Origin of the sequence: uncultured Bradyrhizobium sp., from assembly GCF_936943645.1 — a bacterium.
Taxonomy (GTDB): Bacteria; Pseudomonadota; Alphaproteobacteria; order Rhizobiales; family Xanthobacteraceae; genus Bradyrhizobium.
Genome location: NZ_CAKZJO010000052.1, coordinates 62,606 through 86,908, shown reverse-complemented (window position 1 = coordinate 86,908; position 24,303 = coordinate 62,606). Strand labels below are relative to the sequence as shown.

Genomic DNA, 24,303 nt, shown 5'->3' with positions numbered 1-24,303 from the left:
CCGCCTCCGCGGCAAATGCGCGAAACATTAAAGACGACCTTAACGCTTGCGTCCTAGTTTGGCCCGCCATGACTGAGCAGGTCGTCCACAGCGCGGTTCACCCGTTTTCGGCTCGTGCGGTGCTCCCCTCGGCCGTGGGGCTCTGCATCTATGCTCTGCTGCTGGTCGCCGGGCCGCGGCTGCTCGGCGATCCCGACAGCTACTCCCACATCGAGGTCGGACGCTGGATCATCGCGCACGGCACCCTGCCGACGAGCGATCCGTTCTCCTTTTCGATGCACGGCGCGCCCTGGATCACTTTCGAGTGGTTGTCAGAGGTCATCTATGCCGCCGTCTACGCGTTTGCCGGCTGGCCGGGTGTCGTCGCCATCGCGGCCGCAGCGATCGCGCTCGCCTTCGGCCTGTTCACGTTCTTCCTGCTGCGCGAGCTCTCGCCGACCCTGACGCTGCTCATGGTGATCGCGGCCCTCGTGCTGCTGGCGCCGCACATGCTGGCGCGGCCACACGTCCTCGTGCTGCCGCTGATGGTGACCTGGGCGGCGGCGCTGGTTCGTTGCATGGACCGCGGCGGGCCTCCGCCCTATTGGGCGCTGCCGCTCTTGGTGCTGTGGACCAATCTGCACGGCAGCGTGGTGCTGGCGCTCGGCCTGATCGGCCCGGCGGTGCTCGAGGCGCTGCTGCGTGAAGAGAGAAGCGAATGGCCGCGCGTGCTGCTGCGCTGGCTGCCATTCTCGGCGCTTGCCCTCGCAGCGTCCTGCCTGACGCCGCACGGGCCGGAACCGCTGCTGATGCCGCTGAAGACGCTCGGACTCGGCTCCGCGCTCGCCTGGATCGGGGAATGGCGGCCGCAGGATTTCAGCCATGTCGGCGGCTTCGAATTGTTGCTGCTGGGAGGCATCTTCGCGCTGTCGCGCGGCGTGACGCTGCCGGTCGTGCGCGCCCTCGTGGTGATCGGCTTGCTCCATTTCGCGCTGGCCCAGATCCGCAATGCGGATCTGCTGGCGATGCTGGCGCCGCTCTATCTGGCGGCCCCCCTGGGCCGGACGTTCGGCGGGCCGAGCCGGACCGATACCGACGGCTCCTCGCGCGGCCTGGGTCTCGCCGCGGTCGCTGCCTTGGCCGCCATGAGCGGACTGGCTCTGGCGCGCGACATCCGGCCGTTGCCCAACATCACCCCGACGGCCGCCATCGCCCAAACCGATCTTGCCAGGGCGGGACACGTGCTCAACGATTATTCGTTCGGCGGCTATTTGATCTATGCCGGCATTCCCACCTTCATCGATGGGCGTGGCGAATTGTACGGAGGACCGTTCATCGACCGCTACAATCGTGCGCTGGCGCTGGTCGACATCGGAGATCTTCTCAAGCTGCTCGACGACTACAACATCGGCGCGACGCTGCTCTCACCGCGCACACCTGCGGTCGCGATGCTCGACCGGCTGCCCGAGTGGCAGCGCGTCTACAGCGACGACGTGGCGGTCGTGCACAAGCGGCGAGTTGTGCCGCAGAAATAGGTCAGGCGGTGCCGAAGGCGGCGTATTGTCCGCCGAGCCACACGCCGCCCAGCGCCCCTTCGAGCCGCCGCGCCGGCTTGCTGTCCCAGGGCAGCAGCAGGAAATGCCGCGCGCCGATCTCGCGCAGGCCGCCCGCAGCCATCAACTTCCGCGTCGTGCCGGCACCGAGCAGGACGGCGTCCCGATCGAACTCGCAGCGCGCGACGGCGAGCCGCGTCAGCGGGTTGTACGGATTGTGCTCGATCACGCAGACGAGCCCGCCGGGGCGCGTGACCCGGCGCATCTCGGCGATGAACTGCGCCCATTCGGCCGGCACGATATGGTGCATCACGCAGACGGCGGTGACCAGATCGAAGCTGGCGTCGGCAAACGGAAACGTGCGGCCGTCATACTCCCGGTAGTCGACCGCGCGGTTGTGAGCGCGCGCCTGCGTCAGGCTGGCCGAGGACACGTCGATGCCGCTGAGGCGGTCGACCATGCCGTGCAGCAGCGGATGCAGGCTGCCGACGCCGCAGCCGACGTCGAGCATATCGGGCTTTTCCGTGCCCAGCCGCTGCGCGATCAGATCGCGCAGCAGATCGGCCTTTGCACGCATGAAGAAATCATGCGGCAAGCCCGAGAAGTCGATCGAGGATTGGACCACGTCCCGGTAGTTGTCGTGGTAGCCGTCGAAGAGTTCGGTCATGCGCTGGATCACTCGTTGACGGCGTGGATCGCCGGTGTCGCCACGGCCTCGTCGCGACCGAAACCGACGCGTGTCTGCACCACGTAGAGCGGGCGGCGTTTCACCTCGGCATGGATGCGGCCGACATAGAGCCCCACGATGCCCGTCATCAGCATGTTGATGCCACACAGCAGCGACACGACGACGATCGTCGAGGACCAGCCGGTCACGAGATGGCTGTCCTTGCCGAACCACAACAGGACCACCCAGGCGCCGTAGAGCAGCGCCAGACCGGAGACCGTCAATCCGCACCAGATCGCAAGCCGCAAGGGCAGGTCGGAAAAGCCGAGTGCGGCGTTCACCGCAAGGCGGACCATCTTGAACAGCGGGTATTTGGTTTCGCCCGCGGCGCGCTCGAGGCGGTGGAAGGCGACCTCGGCCTGCCGGAAGCCGAGCCAGGCGATCATCCCGCGCACGAAGCGATCCTGCTCCGGCATCTGCATGAGAGCGTCGAGCACCTTGCGATCGATCAGGCGGAAGTCGCCGACATCGGCGGGGATGCCGACGGAGGATATTTTGCCGAGCAGCCGGTAGAACAGATGCGCCGTCGCACGCTTGAAGCGGCTTTCGCCCTCGCGCGACAGGCGGCGGGCGTGGACGATGTCGTTGCCTTCCTTCCACTTCGCGATCAATTGCTCGATCACTTCGGGCGGATCCTGCAGATCGGCATCCATGACGATGATCGCGTCACCTTGCGCGGCGTCCATGCCGGCAGTGATGGCGATCTGATGGCCGAAATTCCTGGACAGGCCGATGTAGCGAAAGCGCGGATCGCGCGCGGCAAGCGCCCGCAGCACGATCGAGCTGGAATCGCGGCTGCCGTCATCGACGAAGATCGCTTCTGCCGGCGCGTCGAGCCTGGACATCACCTGTTCGAGCCGGCGCAAGAGGACCGGCAGCACGGCTTCCTCGTTGAACACGGGGATGACGAGGCTGTAGCGGAACGATCTGGAATTGGCCGCCATGCAAGGGATTCCGGCTGGGTTGCAGGGGCGGAAGTCTAGGAGCCGGTGGTTAAGGTCGCCTTGCCGCAACCGTTAAGTGTCTACGGCCCTGGGCATTGCTGGGACGGCGGATCGGACGGTGTGGTTAACCACGCTCGGACAGAAGCGGCTTCGGACTAGAGCTTGCGGCGGATCCTGTAGAGGACAAATCGCTCCGAGGTTTCCAGCACCTCCAGCAGATCCGGCAGCGGGTTTGCGGTCGGGGATCCCAGCACATAGAGGTAGTCGAAATCCCGGTACCAGGTGCGGACAAACGGCGGAACGCCTGCGGGCGGCTGGCCCTTTGCGATCGCGGCAAGCAGGTCCGACGGCACCGGACCGCCATAGGGAATGGCAATGTTGCGCACGGCCTCACTTGGCCGCACGGGCTGCTTGCCCGTTTCCGTGAACAGGTTGGGCACGAACGCGTTGGCATAGTGCACGGCCAGCGTCGGCGCGTAATACATCGGATAGGAGGTGAGGTCGGCGAAGGGCGGATCGCCATTGTCGCCGCTGCTGCCAACGAGAACGCGCGAGCCGCGATCGACCTTCTGGAACGAGGCGATGATCGCCGCATAATCGGCGCGGTAGGGCAGCCAGACCGAAAGGACGACGGTGAGGTTGAGCAGGATGATGCCGCTGATTCCGGCGAGCGCAGCCATTCTCCAGGCCCGGTTTGGCAGCGACAGCGAGCAGAAGGCCGGCAGGATCAGAGCCGCAGCGGGAATCACGCGAAGATCGACGAACGAGGTTCCGAACAGTTTTGAGGGAATGACCAGATAGAGGAGCGCAAAACCGATCGCGAGCCAGATCCCGGCCGGCTCGAGCCGGAGCGCGCCGCGCCTTGCCGCGAACAGCAGCGCGATCATCAGTGCCAGGCCGGTCGCCGCCGCCGTCGTCAGATTGTAGCCGTTCATGATACGGAGGGGCCAGACCGGCTTGAAGCCGAGGAACCAGCTGGTGCCTTCGCTACCGATCGATCCGGAGCTGACGTGCATGATCGCAAGCAGCGCCAGCGCCGGGAGAGCCAGCGCACCAAGCCGCGCCGCCGCGACGGGATACGCGACCTGCCGCTGCTGGATGCGCGACAGCTCGAACAGGCCCAGCGCCGCGCCGTAGATGCCGAGCGAAAAGAAATGCGCCACATACAGCATGGCCACGAAGACCACATTGGCGACGAAGCGCAGCGGCCACGGGCCGTCGGCAAGCATCAGATAGACGGCGATGCCGCACAGCGCGAGGCCCAGCCCGAACTCGAAATTCACGAAGCCCCAGCTGAACGGCAGACAGTAGAGAAAAGCCAGCGCAGCGAAGCCGGCGAGATGGACCCGTCCCTTCCGGACCCATTCGAGCAGAAGTGCGCCACCGACGATCAGAAATTGGCTCAGCAGCAGAAACAGCCGCGTGGCGTTCTCGACGCCCGTCAGCCGCGCCATCTGCGGGACCAGCAGATCCATTCCGAGATTGGGATAGAAGGCCCACGCCACCTCGTAATGCGGATTGGCATTGGCCGTACCGCTCTGGCTCAGAATGTACATGCGGGCGAGATGGTTGGGATAATCGACCATCGCGGGAATGGGGGTCAGCAGCACCGGCAGGAACGAGACCGCCGCCAGCACCGCAAGAACGATGATTGCGACGGTTCGCTCCGAGCCTGGATGAGCCGGAATTGTCAGAGGCGGCTTGCTGGAAGGAACCATGTCATGGGGTCGCTGAGGTCTCGGCGCGGTGCGCCAGCTCGCGCCTGCGTCACCTCTAGAAGCATGTCTCTCGTTTCCGAGCTCGCGAAGCTCACTTCGACGGCGCGGCTGTCGCGTTGCCCGCGGGGTCTCGCACGTGGATCACGGCGATGTCGTCCGTGTAGATCCGCTTCCAGCCCTTCAGCTGGTCGAGGACCTGCGGGCCCGGCGCATCGGCGACCAGGAGCGTCGCGTCGATCTTGTACTCATCCAGCAGGCGCGGCAGCATTTCGGGCTTCTTGCCCTCGGTCGCCTTGAAGAAGTCCATGACGAATTTCTCGCCATAGAGCTCGGCACGGCCGTCGACGAAGACGGGAATGTCGCGCGAGATCAGATAGCCGCCGAACTGATAGGCGTTGAAGATGCGCTGCGGCTTCAGCTTCTCGAGCAGGTCGACCGCCGCAGCCGGCGTCTGGTTCATCGTGAAGGTGAAGCGGTGGTGCCCCATGTAGAGCACCGTCGAGGTCCAGCTTGCCGCCACGATCATCAGCGCGCCCGTGATGGTGACGTAGCGGGCCGGCCATCGGTCAGCACCGGTGGCGTCGGTTGGACGCGGGGACATCTGGCCGAGCGGCTTTGCCAGCACCAGCGGCACCAGGAATGCAAAGGCCTCGATGCTCCTGACATGGGTCAGCGCGCTCCAGGTCAGGAACAGGATCAGGAAGATCCGCGGCGCCGACAGCACGAGACCGCGATAATAGCCGAACGCGATCAGGCCGAGCAGGGCGCCTTCGAACGCATTGAAGGTGGCGAAGTTCGCCGGCATCCATTCGAAGATCAGCGACAGCAATTCGCCGAGGCCGAGGATGTTGGTCGCGCCTTGAAGCGTGCGCCAGCCATAGGGCGTGCAGCAGCTCGCGATCAACGCGGCGATGCCGAACAGCACCCAGCGCAGGAAGAGCTGAAGCCGTCGTCCCTTCTCGGCATGTTCGACCGCTTCGAGCGAGATCGGGCCGATCAGCGCAAGGCCCAGCACGAAGCCGCCATGCAGATTGGCCCAGAGCGCCATCAGGGGCAGCCAATACCAGGATGGCGCGCTCCTGCGGTCGGCAGCAGCCATCAACAGGCCGACCCACGCCACCATGACGGGCAGCGCCAGGATATGCGGCCGCGCCAGCACGTGGTGGATCGACAGCACCAGTGCCAGCATCGCGAACAGCACGGCGCGGGGAGCTTCGATCTGCGCGTCGAGCAGATAGACGAAGATGGCGACCGTGAGCGCGATCCCGATCGCGGTGATGATGACGGGACCCGCCCAGTCCCACTGCGCATGGGAATAGGCGAACAGCACTTGCGACAGCCAGGACGTCGAGATCCAGGGCGCGCCCGTTCGCGTGAAGGAATAGAAGTCCGTGGTCGGCATGGCGCCGTGATCGAGGATCCATTGCCCGATCTTGATCTGCCAGAACGAGTCGGAGTCAGAAAGCAGCGTGTCGCCGACAAAGAGGTAGAACAGGTAGGCGCCGGCACCGACGCACAGCGGCACCAGAGCCCTCGCGCGGCTCTGCACCGCGATGCTGTTGGCAAAGGAAAGGGACATGCCGCCTCGTCATCCTGTTGTTCTCACCCGGAGCGCGACGATCGATTCATCCCGTCGCGCTTCGGTCCGAGCGGGCGGCATTGGACCACGGCGGTCATAACTTCGGGTAAACCAGCAGCGTCGGGCCACTTTCATGTCCAGACAATTTAACGGATCGTTTTAGATTTCGGTTTACCATCGCCGAATACGTGCAAACCGCTCGGTGTTTACGCAGTCGAATTAACTGCGGCGCAATTCTTTGCCTCTACGTTCGGTTCCATGGTCGGGCGGCGCTGGGAAGCCGAAAAGACCAGACCAGTTGTAAGCCTCGTGTACTCATTTGGAGCACTCTATGAAGAACCTCGTTGCGCGTTTCGTGAAGGATGAATCCGGCGCCACCGCCATTGAATACGGCCTGATCGCCGCCGGCATCGCGCTGGCGATCATCACCGTCGTCAACAACCTCGGCACCACGCTGAACACCAAGTTCACGTCGATCTCGTCCAGCCTCAAGTAAGAGCGGACGATCTGGAGAGTTTCGAGAGCCCCGTCCTCGACGGGGCTCTTTTCTTTGGGCCGGCTTGTCAGGTCAACCTCTCGAGTTTCTTCGCCCACATGCAGAGCGCGGCCGATGCGGCGGTCAACTCAGGATGAAGTCGTCCGCGAATGTGATCTGACCGGGCATGACATTCGCCAGCCAGATCTCGGAGGAGCCGAATTGGACGAGCACGCCGCCCTCCGCATATTCGGTCAGGGTGATGTTCTCCGCCGCGTTCTCTGCGGTGACGCCGGTGCCGCGCATGTCGATCCTGTCGCTGCCGTCGGCGAAATCATCGACCTGGAACGCGCCGCTGCCGGCGTTGAACACCAGGACGTCGGCGCCGTCGCCGGTTGTGATCCACTTGACGCCGCCCTGTCCCTGGAAGGTGTCGTTGCCCGCGCCACCTTGCATGACGTCATCACCGGCGCCGCCGCGCAGGACATCGTTACCGTCTTCCCCGAACAGCACGTCGTTACCGCTGCTCCCGGTGATGATGTTGTCGAGGGCGTTGCCGGCCGCGGTGAAGCCGCCGCTGTTCGTCCCCGTGAGATTCTCGAAATTGTCGCCGAGCGTATAGGACGAGAGTGAGGTCTGCACCTCGTCGATGCCTTCATTGGTACTCTCGGTGACGACGTCATCGCTGGAATCGACGATATAGATGTCGTTTCCGGTGCCGCCGTTCATGGTGTCGTTCCCGGCTCCGCCGTCCAGAACGTCATTGCCACCCAGACCGTTCAGGGTGTCGTTGCCGCCGAGCCCGTTGAGCGCATCGCCCTCGTTCGTGCCAATCAGCGTGTCGGCCGCCGACGTCCCGCTCTGTGTGGTGCCTGCGACGTCCGTCACCGTCAGCGTGAAGACCTTGTCGAAGCTCAGCCCGCCCTGATCGACGATACGAACCGCGACATCGTGCGAGGTGGCGGTCTCGTAGTCGAGCAACGCTCCGTTCGCGACCGTGATCTGGCCGGTCGCGGCGTTGATCGCAAAGCGGCCGCCGGCATTGTCCGTGAGTGAATAGCTCAGCACGGCTCCGGCGTCGGGATCTATTCCCGTTACCGTTCCGACAACGGTTCCATTGGTCGAATTCTCCGCAATCGAACTTCCGCTCAAGGTCGCGTTGGTCGGAGCGTGATTGTCTCCGCCGCCGGCAGTGTCGAAGATGAAGTCGTCGAACGTGATCTGGCCCGGCATGATGCTCTCGAACCAGATCTGCGAGGTCCCGAATTCCACCAGAACGCCGCCTTCCGCATACTCGGTCAGCGTGACGTTCTGCGCGGCATTCTGCGCCGTGACCCCCGTGCCGCGCATGTTGATCTTGTCGTTACCGTCGCTGAAGTCGTCGACCTGCAAATATCCGCTGGCGCCGTTGAAGATCAGCGTGTCCTGGCCGCTGCCGGTCGTGATCCAGTTCTGGCCGCCCTGACCGTCGAAGATGTCGTTGCCGGCGCCGCCCTGCAGAACATCGTCGCCGCCTCCACCCAGCAACGTATCGTTGCCGTCTTCGCCGAACAGGACGTCGTTGCCGCTGTTGCCCTTGATGACGTTGTCGAGGGCGTTGCCGCTGGCGGTCAGCGCCGCAGAGGTCGTGGCCGTCACGTTCTCGACGTTTGCGCCGAGCGTATAGCTCGACAGCGAGGTGCGAATCTCGTCGATGCCTTCGTTGGCAGTCTCGTTCACCACGTCGCCGGCCGCATCCACGATGTAGACGTCGTTCCCGGCGCCGCCGGTCATGGTGTCGTTGCCCGTACCTCCGTCGAGCGTGTCGTTGCCGCCGAGGCCGTTCAGAACGTCATTGCCGTCAAGTCCGTTGAGAACGTCGTCTTCGGCCGTGCCGGTCAGGGTGTTCGCCGCCGAGGTGCCGTTCAAGGTTGCGCCCGCGACGTCGGTGACAGCGAGTACGAACACCTCGTCGTAGGTCAGGCCGCCCTGGTCCGTGACCCGGACCGTCACGCTGTGCGACGTTGCGGCCTCGTAATCGAGCAGCGCACCGTCGGCGACTGTGATCTGGCCGGAGGCCGCGTTGATGGCGAAGCGTCCTCCGGCGTCGTCCGTCAGGGAATAGGTCAAGACGGCGCCGTTGTCCGGATCGACGCCGGCAACGGTTCCGACCACCGCGCCGTTGCCGGAGTTTTCGGCAATCGTGCCGCCGCTCAAGGTCGCATCGGTCGGAGCCTGATTACCCGCTTCGTTGACGTCGGTCACGGCAATCGTGAAGGTCTTGTCGAAGGCCAGTCCGCCCTGATCCACGACATGAACAGTGATGGCGTGGGACGTCGTTGCCTCATAGTCGAGCAGCGTACCATCGGCCACCGTGATCTGGCCGGTTGTTGCGTCGATCGCGAAGCGTCCACCGGCGCTGTCGGTCAGCGAGTAGGTCAGCACGGCCCCGGCATCCGGATCGACCCCGGCGACGGCTCCGACGATGGTGCCGCTCGCCGCATTCTCGGCCACCGAGCCGCCGGTCAGGATGGCGTCGGTCGGCGCGTGGTTGACAGATTCGCTGACGTCGGTGACTTCGATGGTGAACGATTTGTCGAACGTCAATCCGGTCTGGTCCGTCACGCGAACGGTCACATCGTGCGAAGTCGCACTCTCGTAATCGAGCAGGGCGCCATTGGCCACCGTGATCTGCCCCGTGGCCGCATCGATCGCAAACCGTCCGCCCGCGTCATTCGTCAGGCTGTAGGTCAGCACTGCGTCCGTGTCCGGATCCACACCGGCGACGGTCCCGATGACGGTCCCGTCGTCCGCATTTTCCGCCACCTCGTCGCTCGACAGCGTCGCGCCCTTTGGGGCATGGACGGCGGCGATGATGTCGTCGCGGCCCCAGATCGTTCCGTCTGCGAACACGATCTGGTCGAATCCCATGCTCTGGTCCGAATAGGGCTTCACCGTGATCGTCTCGCCGGTCTCGTAAACCGTGATCAAAATTGAATCGTCCGGCAGGCTGCTGACGCCGATGTCGGCCGGATTCAGATCGGACAGGCGCAAGGTCCCGCTGTTGTCTCCGAAATCCTGGATCGTATCGTTGCCATCGCCCTTGGCGTAGACGTAGATGTCGCCGTACTCGCCTCCATAAAGATGGTCGTTTCCGTGCCCTCCGACAAAGACGGTTGGCTGCCACTCGCCATTGATCTGCTGGGCCTTGGTGTAGAGCTCGTCGTTGCCGTCCGTGCCACGAACGGTTCGCATCGCCTCAAGGATGTGCTCGCGGGTCCACGTCGTTCCGTCAGCGAATTGGATCTCCTCGATCCCCTCAAGACCGGCCTCCGCGAATTGATTGGTGATCGTGATGGTCGAGGGCTGCGTTCCGAGCACGCTGATAAAGAGATCGGACCCGCCGCCGCTGATCTCGATATCCGAGGCGTTGAGATCGGCGAATGCGAGAACATCGACATCGTCGGACGCGCCGTCGTAGTCCATGACGTAGTCGTCGCCATCTCCGCGCGCATAGTGGTAGATGTCGGAGCCAGCGCCACCCAGCAGCAGATCCATCTCGCCACCGCCGGTGATCGCGTCATTCCCGGCGGTGCCCTGCAGGAAATCGATATCCTCCGTACCGGCGATCTCGGTAGGTGTCTCCAGAACCTGGAAGAGTTCAGAGCGTCCCGCCTTGTTGGCTTGGTTGGCTTGCGCTTCCAGGCCCAACGCGATCCGCAGAGACTCCAGATAGGGCGTCAGGATAAATCGTTCCGACGACCAGCCATTCCTGTTCTCCTCATAGTGCTGCTTGGCTTTCGAGGCGAATTTCGCGGGATCATAGACGTCCAGGCCGAAATCTCCGGTCTGGTAGTTCTTGGCGAGGATGTAGTCCGGATTGGCGTCCGGTCCGCTCAGGATGACCAGGCTATGACCGGTGTTGATGAACGTACCGGCATCGCCTCCCTGTGCGAAGTAGAAATGGTTGTAGCCTTCGAGATAATTGCCATCCAGGTCGGCATATTCAACAAACGTATGCGTCAGCTCGGGCTGAGTGACCTCGGCGTAATCGGCTTCGTCTTCGGAGGGGTCTCCTCCGAAGAAGAGTTTGTCCGCGGCGTCGCTGTCCAGGACGATGTCGCCCCATCCGACGTAGAACTGATCGCCGCCAGCGCCTCCGGTCAATCGATCGTTGCCTGCCCCGCCGAACAGCTTGTCGTCGCCGGCACCGCCCGAGAGCTTGTCGTCGTCGGCTCCGCCGAACAGCTGATCGTTGCCCTCGGCGCCGTAGATCTCGTCGTTCCCGCCGTCGCCATAGAGCTTGTTGACGACGTTGGTGTCGTTCTCGCCGGGAACGCTGGACCCTCCCCTGATGACATCCTTTCCATCACCGCCGTGGATGATGTCGGCGCCGATGCCACCCCAGATCTCGTCCATCTCGGTGCCGCCATCGATCGTGTCGTCACCGGCTCCGCCCTCGATGTAATCCGCGCCATCGTCGCCGAAGATCTGATCGCCGCCAGCGCCGCCGAATATCTGATCGTTGCCGCCGCCACCGTGGATGAAGTCGATTTCTCCATTGCCCGAACCGGCCGGGCTGTCGCCCCACAGAACGTCGCCGCTGCTGCCGCCGCGAATGGTGTCCGACCCCATCCCGCCATAGGCGTAAACCTTTCCGGTGGCCGCCCCCAGGTCGAGATTGTCAGCTCCGTCGGAGCCGAAGATCGCGATCTTCGCGGCTTGAAGATTCAAGCCGTGCAAGTCTCCGCCAACGGAAATCTCTTGCTTCAGGAAATACTCGACCTCGCCATTGCCGAAATTGTCCTTGCTGTACATCTGCAAACCAAGCTTTGCGCCGGTCTGCATGATCGTGAAGTCCGCGCCTGACAGATACGGGGTCAGAAGATCGGAATTCTTTGCAGGCGTGCCATTGGCGTCGAGACCGGTCCCGTTCGAAATTTTGGTCGCCGCATCCCCCATCGCGCCGGCGATTTGGGCAAGATAGTCTCCAGCGAGGACGTCATATCCGATGTTCTCGCTGTCGTTGATGTAGACCGCGACATGAGAGTTGACGTTGAACTTGCCGGCCGAAAAATTGAGAAGGCTCAAGGCCGCGTCGATGGCCGACTTGCCTTCTGCCGCAAGGCCATTGCGATAGACCACGCCGGACACGCTCTGGCCCGAGCTGTCCGTAATTTCGAGCCTCGTCGACGCGACGCCGAATATTTCGTAGATCCGATCGGCTACCGGCTCGGCAAACGCCTCGTAGACCCATGTTGCCAGTGCCGCGGCACCACCAGCAACCGCCACTTCGAGGGCAATGGGAAGCGACGCCCCGCCCAATATGCCGAGCGCCACCGCTCTCAGTGCCAGCGTCAATGCTTCGGCGATTTCAGCTTTGGGGCCGGTGTCCGCGATGATCTTGACTCCGTCCAGGTAGAAGAAGCCGTCCTCCCTGGTGATCACCTTGTTGATTTCATTGGCGGTGCTGCCCGGACCGAAATACTTGTAGAGAAACTTGATCGGCAATGCGCCCGCGTCGGTCTGCAGGAGAGGATCGAGAGCGCCATCCAGGAATTCTCCAAGCGCCTCGGTGACCTTCGAAGACTCTGGCGGCGTTACGTTGTAGTATTCCATGACGTTCTCTCCCAGGTCGTTTGGTGGTGGCAGCATTCATCGGCAGGCCCGAGTCACACTCGGCCAGTTGCTCGTCTTCTCTTGATTGACTGAAGCGGATCGTTTCCGCTGTAGAGAGGCTCTACCGCGGTGGGTCTCTGTGAAATTCCATCATTGTTCGAGGCGGGATTTCCTGACATTGCATGACGGTGCGAGGTCGCGCTGTATCGCCCTCGATGCCTTCGATCGTGATGGTCTGACGGCTTCTGCTCCATACGACCCGACGAGGGACGTCGAAATTCATCGACAGCGTGACCTCATCCTGGCCGGCATCGGTGACTTCACCGCGAAACCCTCTTCCTTCCTTGCCGCGCTCGAAGAGTGCTTGTTTCGAAGCTGCATCCATCGTGAAGTATATGTCCCCTGCGTCCTCACAGCGGACCGAGATCGGATGCTGAATTGGGTCGCGAACCCGGAAGCTCAAAATGCTTCTCGGCGGCAGGACGGTGCACTGATGGGTCAATGTCGGCCGGAAGGTAGGGTCTTCCAGCCCCGGCCAACTCATCGTCTTTTGATCGCGATCAAATATCAGGTCGAGCCGTCCTGGACGGACGTGGAGCACGAATTCGATCTTTCCATCGTTCGTGGAAATGATCTCTCCCGAGTGTGCATTGATGCCGAAATTTGTCTCGACGTTGATCGGCGGCGTTTCAAAGACGACGGCTTTGGCATCGACGTCGAACGTCGCAAAGTATGGGCGGACGGGAACGCCACCCTCACACCGCACTGAAAATGGCTCAGCGGCTGCTGCGCGATCCGGCGTCAACATGGGAAGCATAATGAGAGCGAGAAGAAGCCCTGCGAGCCGCTTCATGCTGCTCGCTCGGGTCGCGCAGGACAGCTGCGCCCGCAGCCTGGCAGTAGCGAGGCTGCAATTGGAACTCTCGATGTTGCCTGGTGGTGAATTGCCTGGTGATGAATTGCGTACGTGGCCTCGGTGAGTGCGCAATAAACCTGCGTCGCGCAAACAGTCTTTGAATGTATTCCGAACGCCAGTCACAACCACGGCCCCCGAACATCGATGTCGCCTGCACACTGCGCGCGGGTCGGCGTCAACGTCCGGTTGCCGACACTACATAAGAACCTCGAGATGTAAAGAAGTGCCACACAACCTCTTGCTTTCCGAGGATGTGGCGAGCTGACACGCGAAGCAGCGAAGATTCGAATCAAATTTGGAACCCGCAAGTCCAAGCATTTGAAGATGCTCATTCGATCGCGATCGATTTCGTTTGCCGATGACCGCAATGAGACAGCGAATGAGATCGCGCTCGTTTTGCTTGCGGCAATTTGCCACCATTTCAAGGCCGGTTCCTTCGCGGACCTCTGGGCAAAATCGAGGACGACGATGAGATGCCGAGTGCTGAACGATTCTGAACACGATGAATCTGGCGGCTTGGCGGGCGCGCAAATTTCGCGCAATGATATCGATCTTCAGCGGCGCCGACACGAACGTGGGGCGCGGACGAAGGGGCCTCCTCCCGACGATTTTCTGCGATGACCTGCTCCTCGAGGCTCAGGAGCCAAACACCAAGTGAGACCCGTGAAGGCCAGATTGCACGTACCCATGCCGTTCGTCGGTGCCGGAATAGCGATTATAGCGGGGGTGCATAGCGTCTACAGGCTGAGCCAGTGGTACTCGGCCGGGACGCTCTGGGCGAATTTTCGCAGCAGAGGCGAGCGCAGTCACCATCAGCTGATCACGTTTGGCGACCACCCATTCAACTTCGTCGGCTTGTTTGGGCTTCATCTGCTATTCATTCTTTTCGGCTGCTTGGGATTCGTTTTCATCGCACGAGAGATGCGAGCTTGGCTTAAACGGGACAAATCCGGCGGATAGCCCTTCGTCAGAGCGGACGGATCGGATGAGAGCGCTTGTGTCTGTATCGGTGGTCTGCGCGGCCATCACTTGTGCGTCGGCGGCTCGCAGTGCCGAGCTGCAACCGTTTGCCTGGCCGGTCGCTTGCGAGTTGGGAGCGACCTGTTTCATCCAGAACTACGTCGACCATGATCCCTCGGACAAGACCTCAGACTTTCGATGCGGGCACCGAACCTATGATGGCCATGACGGCACCGACATCCGGCTGCCCGATCTGGACGTTCAGCGAAAAGGGGTCGAAGTCGTTGCCGCCGCCCCCGGGCGCGTTGCTCACACGCGCGACGGCATGGATGACGTCTCGGTCAAGGTCCTCGGCAAAGCCGCAATCACCGGCAGGGAGTGCGGCAACGGCGCAGTCGTCGAACATGGAAATGGCTGGAGCACGCAATACTGCCACATGGCCAAGGGCAGTCTCAAAGTGAAACCCGGTGACAGCGTCAGGTCCGGGCAGGCGCTTGGTCTGGTGGGGCTGTCCGGAAATACGGAGTTCCCACATCTCCATTTCACGGTGAAGCACGACGGGAAAATTGTGGATCCATTCGCCGAGGGCGCCGCGAAGGGCGAATGCAATTCGGGCCGTTCGCTGTGGCAGCCGACGCAAGGCGCCGTTTCGAACACTCCGTCCACCGAGATCATCAATGCCGGTTTTGCCGATCGAGTGGTGACCATGGACGAGATCGAGACAGGTGAGGTCAAGCGATCCTTGCCTGGCTCGCAATCGGCCGCCATCGTTGCGTATGTTCGCGCCATCGGACTTCAGGCCGACGACGAGCAGGCGCTCGAGCTGAGGTCACCCGGGGGGCAAGTCGTCGCGGAGTATCGCGCGCCGAAGCTGCCACGGGACCAGGCTCAGTATTTCATCTCGGCTGGGCGAAAGCGCGCAGGCTCCACTTGGCCAGTCGGCAGCTATCGGGCGACTTTCGTTCTGCGCCGGCAAGGCGCCGAGATCGCGCGGCGGTCCTTCGCGCTGGATATCGCGCAATAGCCATCCATCTCCCGCTCGGTCCGCTTGGGCGGCTTCCGGGACGAGGCCGTCACGGCCAGAGTTGACGCTCCAGTCCGGCCACTGCGGCGCGCTATGCATTTCCCATCTTGTCATCTCTCCTGAATAGTTGTTCAGTCCTTGCGGGGCGATTTGCATCTTTTGAGTGACGAAGCGTTCGGCCGCAGGGCGTGCGGCAGGCGTGTGGGACAGGAAGCGCGCCATGGTTTATCGGCGGACGCATCAAGTGGTTAAGCGCCTTGCGGCGCGGCGCAGCGCGATTCTGGCGGCGGCGCGGGAGGCCGCGGCGGAAGGCGGGATGGCGGCGGTGCAGATCGCGCCGGTCGCGGTCCGGGCCAATGTCGCGGCCGGCACGGTCTACCGCTACTTCCCCTCCAAGGCCGAGCTGATCTCCGAACTCATTGCCGAGGTGTCCCGCGACGAGCTCGCGGCGATCCGGCGGGCGGCCGATGCTGCGCCGGGGCCGTCCTCGGCGCTGGCGGCCGCCGTCACCACCGTGGCGGTCCATACCCTGTCACAGCGAAGGCTCGCCTGGGGCATCCTGGCCGAGCCCGTCGATGTCGATGTCAGCGCCTCACGCCTCGCCAGCCGTCGCGAGATCGCGGGCGAGATCGCGGCCCGGATCGATGCTGCCGTGCGTGCCGGTCACCTGCCGGCGCAGGATACCGCGCTCGCCGCCACCGCTCTGCTCGGCGCGCTGCACGAGGCTCTGGTCGGGCCGCTCGCGCCCGACAATCTCGATGATCCCGTCAAGATGCGCGATGCGGTGCAGACCGTGACGCTGCTGGCGCTGCGCGCCGTCGGCGTCATGGACGCCCGCGCTCGTGGTCTGGTGGTGCAGCAGACGCTGCTGCCGACGACGAAGGCGCTGGTGGGGGCGTAAAATCGCGGTGCGACCGCGGTGGCGCCCTCACCGTGCTCAGGTCATTGCCTGAGCACATCTTTTCACAAAACCCGCGCACCTTCGCCGACGATGCCGGCTACTGTGCATGGGGTTGTTTTCGCAATTTTGGTTTTGGCCGCGCCAGTGGGCCTACATGTTCGCGTCGCCCTCGGGACCGACCGAGGCGATGCGCACCATGTTGGTGGTGCCGGGAATGCCGAGCGGAACGCCGGCGACGATGAGCACGCGCTGGCCGGCGCGGACGAAGCCGTCGCGGAACGCGATCTGGCCGGCACGGCTGACCATGTCGTCCTGGTCGCGGGCATCTTCAGCCACCACGCAATGCACGCCCCAGGCGACGGCAAGCCGCCGTCCTGCCGTGATGTTGGGCGTGATCGCCACGATCGGCGGCTTCGGCCGCTCGCGCGCCACGCGCACCGCGGTCGAGCCCGACGAGGTCCAGCAGATCAAGGCGGGCAGGTCGAGCGTCTCGGCGATCTGCCGCGCGGCGTCCGCGATGGCATCGCCCGCGGTTGCTTCCGGCGCCGGGCGCTGGGCCATGATCACCGAGCGATAAGTCGGGTCGCGCTCGACCTCCTCGCCGATGCGGTTCATGGTCGAGACCGCCTCGACCGGGAATTTGCCGGCCGCCGATTCCGCCGACAGCATGATGGCGTCGGCGCCCTCGTAGACGGCGGTGGCGACGTCGGAGACTTCGGCGCGGGTCGGCACCGGTGACTGGATCATCGATTCCAGCATCTGCGTTGCGATCACCACCGGCTTGCCGGCGCGGCGCGCCATCCGCGTCATCTGCTTCTGCAGGCTCGGCACGCGCTCCAGCGGCAGCTCGACGCCGAGGTCGCCGCGCGCCACCATCAGCGCGTCGGAGGCCTCGATGATGTCGGCGAGGCGGTCGATCGCCTGCGGCTTCTCGATCTTGGCCATCACGGCGGCGCGGCCGCGGATCATCTTCTTGGCTTCGAGCACGTCGTCGGCGCGTTGCACGAAGGACAGCGCGATCCAGTCGACGCCGGTGACGAGCGCGGCCTCGAGGTCGGCGCGATCCTTCGGTGTCATGGCGGAGACCGGCAGGTCGGTATCGGGCAGGCTGACGCCCTTGCGGTCGCTCATCTTGCCGCCGACCACGACACGCGTCACTGCGTGCTGCTTCGAGGTCTCCTCGGCGATCAGGCGCACCTTGCCGTCGTCGAGCAGCAGCGCGTGGCCGGGCCTGAGCGCCGCCAGGATCTCCGGATGCGGAAGATGGACGCGCGTGGCATCGCCGGGTGCCTTGTCGGAATCGAGCGTGAAGGTCTGGCCGTTCTGGAGCTGGACCGAGCCTTCGGCGAAGGCGCCGAGCCGGAGCTTCGGGCCCTGCAGGTCGACCAGGATGCCGATCGGCCGGCCGTAACTCGATTCGACATTGCGGATCGTCGCCACCAGCTCCCGCATCTTGTCATGCGGGGTGTGGCTCATGTTGATGCGAAACAGGTCGGCGCCGGCCTCGAACAGGCGGCGGATCATCGCGAGATCTGAAGAGGCCGGTCCCAGGGTCGCGAGAATCTTGATACGGCGAAGACGCCTCATGGCTTATTTCCAGACGGGGGCGGGGCTGCGGCTGGCGGAAGGCCAGGCGCGGCGGGGGGCGGACCACCGGGCGGGCTATTGGGCAAACCCGGAACTCCGCCCGGACCGACAGGACCGGGCAGGCCGGGCACGCGCTGCTGTGCCGGCTGCTCGTTGGCGTCGGTCAGCTGCACCGTCCACGCCCGCTGCTCGCCGGTGTCGACCTCGAAATAGCCGGTCCGGTCGTAGCCGCGCGCGAGGCAATCCTCGGTGCCGCGGATGGTGAATTCCTTGTCGCGCGAGCACATGAAGGCCTGCCCCGACCATTCGCCGCCGCGATCGTAGTCGATCGCGTAGATGTAATAGTATCGGGCGACCAGCGTTCCCCGCAGCAGGGTCTCGCAGGACCGGGAGGAGATGTTCCACCAGCCTTCGGTGGTCCAGCCCTCGGCGTCCTTGTAGCCGAGCGCAATGCCGACCCGGCTCGACGTGTTGTTGCAGAGGCGGAAATCGGCGGAAGCCGGGCTGGTGAAAAGGCACAGCCATGCGACCACCAGCACCGGGACCAACCGGGCGAGCAGGCGAAGCGGGGGGCGGGGAGATTCGGCAATCATTGTCGCGGTAGCTATACCAGATCATTGACGATTTGGCGTAGGCCCGGGAACCACCCCGGAGGGGCAACGCCGGCCTGGGGCGGTTTGCGCCGGGATATGGCAAAATCTGTGACAGAGCCCACCTGATCCCGTAAGGGTGACCAGACGGGTCCGGCCCAAGGAATACCAAGGGGATACCAAGGGATACAGCCATGGCAATCGACGACAAGACCAGAATCGAGCTCGAGGCGGCCGCTTTCCGGCGTCTGGTCGAACATCTGAAGACGCGGACCGACGTCCAGAACATCGACCTGATGAATCTGGCGGGCTTCTGCCGCAACTGCCTGTCCAACTGGCTCAAGGAAGCCGCCGACGCGCAGGGCGCCACCTTGAGCAAGGACGAGAGCCGGGAGGCGGTCTACGGCATGCCCTACGAGACCTGGAAATCGAAATACCAGGGCACGGCGACGCCCGAGCAGATCGAGACGATGAAGAAGGTGCATCCCCACGGCCACGGACACTGAGCTCGTCCGCCCTTGAGTCGCATCACACAACAGCTTTCTTCGCCCTGCCGCAGGAAGGTGTGGGCGCGCTGTGGACGAGTACGATGCTGCCTTGAACGTGATCGGCACCAACCCTAAGGGTTCTAGCCAGCACGCGCGGTGAGGTTGCCGGCGTCACCTCGTTTTGCCAGTTCCATTTGGAGTACCAAGATGGCCACCACCGCCGCCGTCCGCGACGACGAGCCCGCGACGAAATTTGCCAAGGACCAGCTCAAATCCATCATCGAGCGCATCGAGCGGCTGGAGGAAGAGAAGAAGGCGATCTCCGACGACATTCGCGACGTCTATGCCGAGAGCAAGGGCAACGGCTACGACGTCAAGGCGCTGCGCACCATCGTGCGCCTGCGCAAGCAGGACCCCAACGAGCGCGCCGAGGCCGAGACGATTCTCGAGACCTACATGCAGGCGCTGGGGATGCTCTGAGGCATCGCGCCTCGGATACGATTGATGGTGGCCCGGATGGAGCGATCGCTCCATCCGGGGTCTCGCTCCGGCACCCAATCCAGGCTACAAGCGCGCCGTGTTGCACTTCGTCCGTGAACGGAGACTGCCGTGACCGCGCCGCCGCTGCCGCACGAGGTGAACCGCGCCCTCAGTGCGCTTCCGCTGGCGATCGGCAAGCGGCTGCTCCAGGTGCGCGAGCTGATCTTCGCGGCCGCCGCGGCGCATGACGAGGTCGGCAAGCTCACCGAAACGCTGAAATGGGGCGAGCCTGCCTATCTGACCCATGAGACCGGCAGCGGCTCGACGATCCGGCTCGGACGTCTGAAGGATTCCGACCTTGCCGCCATCCTGTTCAACTGCAAGACGACCCTGATCGACGATTTTCGCGAGCGCTTTCCCGACCGGTTCGAATACCGGCAGACCCGGGCATTGCTGGTGCCGGTGACGGGCAAGCTGCCGAAGCAGGAGCTATCGATCTGCCTGTCGCTGGCGCTGACCTACCATCTCGACCGGCGGGGCAGGAAGGCCAAGTAGGTCACGCGTGGCCCGGATGGAGCGCAGCGGAATCCGGGATCTCTCGACACCCGCGGCGATTCCCGGATTGCGTTGCGCTCCATCCGGGCGACGTGACCGAGCTTGTGGAAGCTATCAGCGCAGCGCGGCCGTGCGGACCACGAACGACGTCGTCTGGAGTTTTGCGGTGGCGCTGCCGGAGAACGTCTCGCAGGACAGGCCCTGCATCGGATCGTCGGCAAAACCCATCGCGATCACGCTGTGCGGCTTGACGAAATAGCCACGCAGCGCTGCCGTATCGAGCTCGCCCATCAGCGTGACCGACATCGCGCGGCTGGCGCTCGGCGACAGCATCACGATCTTGAGCCAGACGCTCTCGCCCTTGGCGGCTGAGAGGCGGGTTGCGGTCGCGACCATGCCGTCGACGCTCTTGCCGACCACGGTGTTGATCTCGGTCGCCTGGGCGACGTTGCGGGGCCGCGCGGACCGCGGGATCGGGGCCGAGGCGGCGACGACGTTGGCGCGGTCGACCGGGGAGGCGGCCGGCGCGAAAGCCAGCGCCTGAAGGGCCGAATTGGACACGCTTGCGGTGGGTTGCGGATCGGTGGCGGCGGCAAGGGCCTGGCGCGCCTTCAACGCGGCGATCTGCGCCGGCGTTGCCTGCTGCGGTGCGGCCGGGACGTCATCCCAGAAGCCGCGGGCATTGATGATGTCGGCCGGGGTCTCCGGCTTGCCGGAAGCGGCCTTGTCGGCCACCGGCGCGGGCTTCGGCTTGGGCGGCGCAACGAGCTGCGCATCGGCCGAGGCGAGCTGGATCGCATTGGCGATTTGCGGCTTGGCACGCGGCGTCGGCACGAGTTCGGCGGGCTTGGCGGCGGCTGCGACGACGGTCGGTGCCGACGGCTTTGCGGCCGGCGCAGGCGCGCCCTCGTCATCCTCGTCGCTGCTGGCGGCCGGCGCAGCCGACTTGCCCTTGAACAGCGCTGCGAAGAAGTTCGGCTTGCTGCTGCCGGAATCATCGCCATTGCCGCGGCGCTCGATCTCGGCCTTGGCGAGTTCATAGCCCTTCAGCGGATTGCCGTCGGTCGGCAGATGCACCGTCTTGCCGTCCGGGAAGACGCGGGCGAGCTGGTCATGCGTCATGCGCGGCCAGTGCCGGATGCTGCCGGTGTCCAGATGCACGAAGGGCGAGCCCGAGGTCGGATAGAAGCCAACGCCGCCGCGCTGCAGGCGCAGGCCGGCGAAGCGGATCTGCTCCAGGGGCACGCCCGGAATGTAGAAGTCCATCGCATGTCCCAGCATGTGCTGGCTGAAGCGCGCCACCCCGGAGGAGCGGCGGCGAAGCATGGCGTTGGTGGCGGGGGAGCGGTAGGAGGAGATGATCTGGATCGGCTGCTTGCCGTCGACGTCGCGATAGACTTCCCAGATGATGTCGAACAGGCGGCGGTCCATGACCGTCTCGTCCTGGGTGCGCCAGTCGCGCAGGAAATGGTTAAGCTGCTTCAGCGCCGCTTCGTCGTAGCGCCCGTCGCGCTTGAAGGTGACGGTGAGGTCTTCGCCGGAATGGGTGTGGTGGAAGGAGAGCGTCTTGGTCTCGTTCAGCGCGGCAGCGTTATGAACCGAGCCGGCGGCAGCCAGCAGCAATGCGGCAGCGAGGCCGATCCTGGATCCGACCTTCACTCCCGCATGGGACAACGACAGCACAGCGAATTGGCGTGCGAGACCCGTCAGCACGTATGAGCCCACCCAGTCGACGAGCGTTCAAAATGGACTCTCCCGCCAACCCCGTTAGCGCGCGAAAGAGGATGAACGCTTTCTTAAAGCGAGAAGGTTAATTCGAGGTTGACCTTCCCGCCCCCAAACCAAGTCAGAATACAATCCTAACCGGTTGACTGTGGCAAAAAAACGCCCGTGGCCCGGGGGGCAAGTGGACAATGGTTAACGTTAAACGGCCCCGTCCTTGGGACGGAGCCGTTGATTTCATTGCAGAATTCGAAAGGCGGAGGTCCCGCGGGGATTAACGGGTAAATACCCGCTGCTGCTGGGACCGGCGGCCGACCGGAGCCGGCGGCGGGGTTGGGGCTCCGCCTCCGAACAGCCGCTCGAAGAAGTTCGGGCCGGACGAGCCGAAGCCGCCGCCATTGTTGGCCACCGCAACGCCCGAGGGCAGGGTCGTTGCCGGGCGCGAATAGCTCGGCTGCGAGTGCGCAACCACGGCCTCGAGATCCTTGCCGCGGGTGTTCTTCAGGATGTTGATCATGGTCGCGTCGCGGCCATAGACGTCCTTGCGGAATTGCAGCTTGCCGGCATCGTCCACGAAGGCGGTCTGATAGGTGATGTTGACCGGGACCGGCGTCGGGAATTTCAGGTCTACCTCGCTCTTGCCGTACATGCTGCGCACGCGCTCGGGCGTGTACTTCTCGTTCGGCATGGCGATGTTGAGCAGCACGGACGCATATTGATCCGGATATTGCACGCGCATGCAGCCATGGCTGAAGGCGCGATCTTCCCTGGCGAACAGGTTCTTGTCCGGCGTGTCGTGCTGATAGACCAGGAACTTGTTCGGGAAGTTGAAGCGGATGCGGCCGAGCGCGTTGGCTTCACCTGGAGGCTGCGAGATGTGCACCGAGCCGTCGCGGTTCTGTTCGAGCTTGAGGCCCATGCGCTGCAGCACGGTCGGGTCCTGCTGAAGCGCCGGCAGGTATTCGTTGTAGACGATCGACGGCGGCACGTTCCAGGTCGGGTTGACCGTGATGTACTTCATCGTCTCGGTCAGCAGCGGGGTCGCATGCGTGCCCGGCTTGCCGGTGACGACGCGGGTGGTCCAGACCTGCTGGCCGCGCTGCATCACCTTCAGCGTGTAGTCGGGAATGTTGAGGATCACATAGGCATCGCCCAGCGAGGGCGCGCCGAGGTCGCGCGGCAGCCAGCGCCAGCGCTCCATGTTGACCAGCACGACGTCGATCTGCTTGTCGCGCTTGGGCGTGTTGAGCGCCTTGACCGTCTTGTCGTCGAGAATGCCGGTCGCCTTCATCTCGGCGCCGCTCTGGAATTTTCGCACGGCGCCGGCGACAGTGGCGTCGTAGCGGGTATCGTTCGCGTTCTCGGCGAGACCGAGCTTGGCGCGGAGCTGCGGCACGCGCGGATCTTCCACGACGATCTCAGCCTGCTTCTTGGTGGCCGGGATGTATTTCAGCGACGGGCCGTCGGCGATCTCGATCACCGGGCCGTTGCCCTGACCACGCAGCTCCGCGAGCTTGGCCTTCAGCTCCTTGTAGAGCTTGTGCGGCGGGTTGTAGCTGTCGAGCGCGGCGGATGCGTCGGTCGCGGTGGTGATCTTGGCGAGCACCTCGTTCGGGTCGACCGGATGCTCGGGATAGAGGATGTCGCCAGAGACCTGCGACCAATGCATGCGGCCGCTCTGGGCCTGGCGCGCATAGTCGAACATGCTGGCGGTGAGCTTCAGCTCGGCATCGGCGAGCGCATCCGGCGTGGTGGCGCCGGCGAAATCCGGCACCGCATAGTCTGCGGGGTTGAGACCGTCGGAGGCCGCGTCCTTCAGCCGGGCGATGACGCCCTTGGCTGCAGCGGTCAGGCTGCCGCCCTGGGTCCAGACCGGCGCGAAGTCGCGTGCGCCATAAAATTTCTCGATCGCCGCGCGCTCGTTCTTGCGGTCGAAATAGCGCGACGTCTTGGCGCCGATGATATCCTTGAGCTTGTCGGCGACCGGCTGATCGGCGGCGGGAACGTTGCTCGCGGCCTTCACCGGCTCGGTCGCCGGAGCCGCTGCCGTGGCGGGAGCGGCAGGCGCGGCCGGCGTTGCAGTTGCGGTATCCGCCTTCGCGGGTTCGGACTTCGCTGGTTCGGTTTTGGCGGTCTCGCTCTTCGGCGCCTCGGGCACGGGCGTGGTGGCAATGTCGGCCGGCTTGGTCTCGACCTTGTCTGCGGCCGGCGCGGGCGCAGCCTCCGCCTTCACCGGATCCTTCGCAGTTTCCTTGGCAGGATCCTGAACGGTGGCGGTGGTGTCGAGCTTGATGTCGGAAGCGGTCGGCGGCGGGACGTTGGCCGGCTCGGGACGCGGGATCGCGGCTTCGATCGCGAGCTCGGCGGCGCTGCTGCGCGCCTGATCCTGCGCCAGGGCCGCGCTGGCCGACACCGTGAGGAAGGTTGCCGCGACCGTCATCAAGACACGGTCGAAGCCCGCACGGTGGTTCAAACAGTTCCGCATTGTGTCGCACCCCTCGGGTGAA

Annotated in this window: 17 protein-coding genes; 7 read left to right on the top strand and 10 right to left on the bottom strand. The window is 64.2% G+C overall.

Features of this window, described 5'->3' with window-relative positions:
- The first annotated feature begins 68 nt into the window (after window positions 1-68).
- Window positions 69-1,514 (top strand): hypothetical protein, encoded by a 1,446-nt coding sequence (locus Q0743_RS11255; protein ID WP_298241592.1) that lies wholly within the window; start codon window positions 69-71, stop codon window positions 1,512-1,514.
- Between the two features lies 1 nt (window position 1,515).
- Here the strand turns inward: Q0743_RS11255 and Q0743_RS11250 are convergent, their stop codons facing one another.
- The 4 genes from Q0743_RS11250 to Q0743_RS11235 all read right to left on the bottom strand — a co-directional run bounded on the left by Q0743_RS11250 (window position 1,516) and on the right by Q0743_RS11235 (window position 6,500).
- Window positions 1,516-2,199 carry a class I SAM-dependent methyltransferase gene (locus tag Q0743_RS11250; RefSeq protein ID WP_298241591.1) on the bottom strand — a complete coding sequence of 228 codons (684 nt, stop codon included), beginning with the start codon at window positions 2,197-2,199 and terminating at the stop codon, window positions 1,516-1,518.
- A gap of 8 nt (window positions 2,200-2,207) precedes the next feature.
- The gene (locus Q0743_RS11245) at window positions 2,208-3,203 is read right to left on the bottom strand and encodes a glycosyltransferase family 2 protein (protein ID WP_298241590.1); all 996 of its coding nucleotides are present in this window, start codon (window positions 3,201-3,203) and stop codon (window positions 2,208-2,210) included.
- Window positions 3,204-3,358: 155 nt separating this feature from the next.
- Window positions 3,359-4,921, bottom strand: a complete 1,563-nt coding sequence (locus Q0743_RS11240) for a hypothetical protein (protein WP_298241589.1) — start codon at window positions 4,919-4,921, stop codon at window positions 3,359-3,361.
- Between the two features lie 91 nt (window positions 4,922-5,012).
- Window positions 5,013-6,500, bottom strand: a complete 1,488-nt coding sequence (locus Q0743_RS11235; RefSeq protein ID WP_298241588.1) for a hypothetical protein — start codon at window positions 6,498-6,500, stop codon at window positions 5,013-5,015.
- Between the two features lie 331 nt (window positions 6,501-6,831).
- On the opposite strand from Q0743_RS11235, the gene Q0743_RS11230 reads away from it, so the two are divergent.
- Window positions 6,832-6,996 (top strand): Flp family type IVb pilin, encoded by a 165-nt coding sequence (locus Q0743_RS11230; RefSeq protein WP_097659833.1) that lies wholly within the window; start codon window positions 6,832-6,834, stop codon window positions 6,994-6,996.
- 123 nt (window positions 6,997-7,119) lie between these two features.
- Here Q0743_RS11230 and Q0743_RS11225 read toward each other — a convergent pair whose 3' ends face one another.
- Complete coding sequence (locus Q0743_RS11225; RefSeq protein ID WP_298241587.1) at window positions 7,120-12,573, bottom strand: cadherin domain-containing protein; 5,454 nt, start codon at window positions 12,571-12,573, stop codon at window positions 7,120-7,122.
- A 121-nt stretch (window positions 12,574-12,694) separates the two neighbouring features.
- Entirely contained in the window at window positions 12,695-13,426 is a 732-nt protein-coding gene (locus Q0743_RS11220; RefSeq protein WP_298241586.1) for a hypothetical protein, read from the bottom strand.
- Between the two features lie 1,060 nt (window positions 13,427-14,486).
- On the opposite strand from Q0743_RS11220, the gene Q0743_RS11215 reads away from it, so the two are divergent.
- Window positions 14,487-15,473, top strand: a complete 987-nt coding sequence (locus Q0743_RS11215; RefSeq protein ID WP_298241585.1) for a M23 family metallopeptidase — start codon at window positions 14,487-14,489, stop codon at window positions 15,471-15,473.
- Between the two features lie 220 nt (window positions 15,474-15,693).
- Window positions 15,694-16,374 carry a TetR/AcrR family transcriptional regulator gene (locus tag Q0743_RS11210; protein ID WP_100179423.1) on the top strand — a complete coding sequence of 227 codons (681 nt, stop codon included), beginning with the start codon at window positions 15,694-15,696 and terminating at the stop codon, window positions 16,372-16,374.
- A gap of 150 nt (window positions 16,375-16,524) precedes the next feature.
- Here Q0743_RS11210 and pyk read toward each other — a convergent pair whose 3' ends face one another.
- Together pyk and Q0743_RS11200 are read right to left on the bottom strand one after the other, a co-directional pair.
- Window positions 16,525-17,961 carry a pyruvate kinase gene (gene pyk, locus Q0743_RS11205; protein WP_298241584.1) on the bottom strand — a complete coding sequence of 479 codons (1,437 nt, stop codon included), beginning with the start codon at window positions 17,959-17,961 and terminating at the stop codon, window positions 16,525-16,527.
- Window positions 17,958-18,554, bottom strand: a complete 597-nt coding sequence (locus Q0743_RS11200; protein WP_298241583.1) for a DUF1036 domain-containing protein — start codon at window positions 18,552-18,554, stop codon at window positions 17,958-17,960. Before Q0743_RS11200 ends, pyk begins: the two co-directional genes overlap by 4 nt.
- A gap of 191 nt (window positions 18,555-18,745) precedes the next feature.
- Between Q0743_RS11200 and Q0743_RS11195 the strand changes: the two genes are divergently transcribed.
- From Q0743_RS11195 to Q0743_RS11185, 3 genes are all read left to right on the top strand, one after another.
- Window positions 18,746-19,057: a DUF1244 domain-containing protein gene (locus Q0743_RS11195; RefSeq protein WP_298241582.1), complete on the top strand. Its 312-nt coding sequence runs from the start codon at window positions 18,746-18,748 to the stop codon at window positions 19,055-19,057.
- Window positions 19,058-19,246: 189 nt separating this feature from the next.
- A complete protein-coding gene (locus tag Q0743_RS11190; protein WP_097659825.1) occupies window positions 19,247-19,519 on the top strand; it encodes a DUF2312 domain-containing protein in 273 nt (90 codons plus the stop codon).
- Between the two features lie 129 nt (window positions 19,520-19,648).
- Window positions 19,649-20,074 (top strand): DUF1801 domain-containing protein, encoded by a 426-nt coding sequence (locus tag Q0743_RS11185; protein WP_298241581.1) that lies wholly within the window; start codon window positions 19,649-19,651, stop codon window positions 20,072-20,074.
- A gap of 114 nt (window positions 20,075-20,188) precedes the next feature.
- On the opposite strand, the gene Q0743_RS11180 is transcribed toward Q0743_RS11185, so the two are convergent.
- Both Q0743_RS11180 and Q0743_RS11175 read right to left on the bottom strand, forming a co-directional pair.
- Entirely contained in the window at window positions 20,189-21,799 is a 1,611-nt protein-coding gene (locus Q0743_RS11180) for a DUF882 domain-containing protein (RefSeq protein ID WP_298241580.1), read from the bottom strand.
- 271 nt (window positions 21,800-22,070) lie between these two features.
- Window positions 22,071-24,281: a L,D-transpeptidase family protein gene (locus Q0743_RS11175; RefSeq protein ID WP_298241579.1), complete on the bottom strand. Its 2,211-nt coding sequence runs from the start codon at window positions 24,279-24,281 to the stop codon at window positions 22,071-22,073.
- Window positions 24,282-24,303: the final 22 nt, after the last annotated feature.

Bases quoted from the DNA above. Each gene is read 5' to 3' on its own strand.
- Q0743_RS11230 (WP_097659833.1), top strand. From the start codon at position 6,832: ATGAAGAACCTCGTTGCGCGTTTCGTGAAGGATGAATCCGGCGCCACC.
- Q0743_RS11190 (WP_097659825.1), top strand. From the start codon at position 19,247: ATGGCCACCACCGCCGCCGTCCGCGACGACGAGCCCGCGACGAAATTT.
- Q0743_RS11200 (WP_298241583.1), bottom strand. From the start codon at position 18,554: ATGATTGCCGAATCTCCCCGCCCCCCGCTTCGCCTGCTCGCCCGGTTG.
- Q0743_RS11235 (WP_298241588.1), bottom strand. From the start codon at position 6,500: ATGTCCCTTTCCTTTGCCAACAGCATCGCGGTGCAGAGCCGCGCGAGG.
- Q0743_RS11250 (WP_298241591.1), bottom strand. From the start codon at position 2,199: ATGACCGAACTCTTCGACGGCTACCACGACAACTACCGGGACGTGGTC.
- Q0743_RS11245 (WP_298241590.1), bottom strand. From the start codon at position 3,203: ATGGCGGCCAATTCCAGATCGTTCCGCTACAGCCTCGTCATCCCCGTG.
- Q0743_RS11175 (WP_298241579.1), bottom strand. From the start codon at position 24,281: ATGCGGAACTGTTTGAACCACCGTGCGGGCTTCGACCGTGTCTTGATG.
- Q0743_RS11225 (WP_298241587.1), bottom strand. From the start codon at position 12,573: ATGGAATACTACAACGTAACGCCGCCAGAGTCTTCGAAGGTCACCGAG.
- pyk (WP_298241584.1), bottom strand. From the start codon at position 17,961: ATGAGGCGTCTTCGCCGTATCAAGATTCTCGCGACCCTGGGACCGGCC.
- Q0743_RS11255 (WP_298241592.1), top strand. From the start codon at position 69: ATGACTGAGCAGGTCGTCCACAGCGCGGTTCACCCGTTTTCGGCTCGT.
- Q0743_RS11195 (WP_298241582.1), top strand. From the start codon at position 18,746: ATGGCAATCGACGACAAGACCAGAATCGAGCTCGAGGCGGCCGCTTTC.
- Q0743_RS11210 (WP_100179423.1), top strand. From the start codon at position 15,694: ATGGTTTATCGGCGGACGCATCAAGTGGTTAAGCGCCTTGCGGCGCGG.
- Q0743_RS11220 (WP_298241586.1), bottom strand. From the start codon at position 13,426: ATGAAGCGGCTCGCAGGGCTTCTTCTCGCTCTCATTATGCTTCCCATG.
- Q0743_RS11240 (WP_298241589.1), bottom strand. From the start codon at position 4,921: ATGGTTCCTTCCAGCAAGCCGCCTCTGACAATTCCGGCTCATCCAGGC.